Source organism: Pseudomonas sp. I2 (genome assembly GCF_040984075.1).
Lineage (GTDB): Bacteria > Pseudomonadota > Gammaproteobacteria > Pseudomonadales > Pseudomonadaceae > Aquipseudomonas > Aquipseudomonas guariconensis_B.
The window spans coordinates 1-920 of the sequence record NZ_JBCGFQ010000123.1 but is presented as its reverse complement, the minus strand read 5'-3'; the positions used below and the strand labels follow the sequence as shown (position 1 = coordinate 920).

The 920-nt window shown below is 63.9% G+C and carries 1 pseudogene; it reads left to right on the top strand.

Going from position 1 to position 920, the window contains the following annotated elements:
• Window positions 1-920: pseudogene (locus WCE05_RS25840) on the top strand (PAAR domain-containing protein); the annotation flags it as partial.

Below are 920 nucleotides of genomic sequence, written 5' to 3'. Positions count from 1 at the left end.
ATCGTCGTGGAGGGCTATCTCGGGTGGATTTCCAATGGCCAGCCATTGGCGATGGATGGCTCGCTGGTCGCGTGTGGATGCCCCAGTGGCCGCAACAGGGTGGTGGCGCCCTTGCATGGCGAGGTACCGTCCAGCCGTTCGCTGGGCGGTGTCACGCCCACTGCCCGTTCGGCGCACGCTGCCGCCAGCACGCAGGCAGTGTCCGCCGTGCAGGCACCGGCGGGCATCACCTCATCGCCGGTCGCGCTCGAGCCCGGCTTCTACATCGTCCCCCGCAGCATGTCTGGCCCACAACTGCTGAGCCGGTTGCTGGAGCAGGACCAGACGCTGCCCATCGCCCGTATCCAACGGCTTAATCCCACCTTCGAGCAGGGCTTCAAGGCCGGCGAGATCTTCGTCATCGGCGACCCCGACAACCACCATGCCTGTACCCGCGAGGAAGCCGACCTGATGCGCGCGGCCGAGCATGCACGGGAGTCGTTGGCGATCCTCAGCGAGGAGGAGGCCAATTTCATGATGGCGCATATCGGGGAGATTGCCGGGGTGCTGAGTGGGGCGAGCACCTCGATGGGCGTGGGCAAGGACATGCTGGAAAAGGGGCTTGGGCAGGTCAAGGACACGCTCAAGGGCATCGAGGCGCTGCACCAACGGCAGTTTGCCTTGCATGGGCACCTCAGAAGCCCGGAATTCTTCGCATCGCGCCAGGCGCTGTATCAGCAGCTCAGCGCGCAATTGAGTACTGCGTTCCTGCACAAGCGGTTGAACCTGGGCACCTACGACAGGCTGCGCCGGGATCTTGGGATTTCGTCCAAGCGTGTGGTGCATCACTGGAAAAAGGCCGGTGGGCCGGGGCAGATACCGGGGTATGCGACGCATTTGGAAGAAGTGGCGAAGACGGCGCGGTATTTGAAATATGGTGG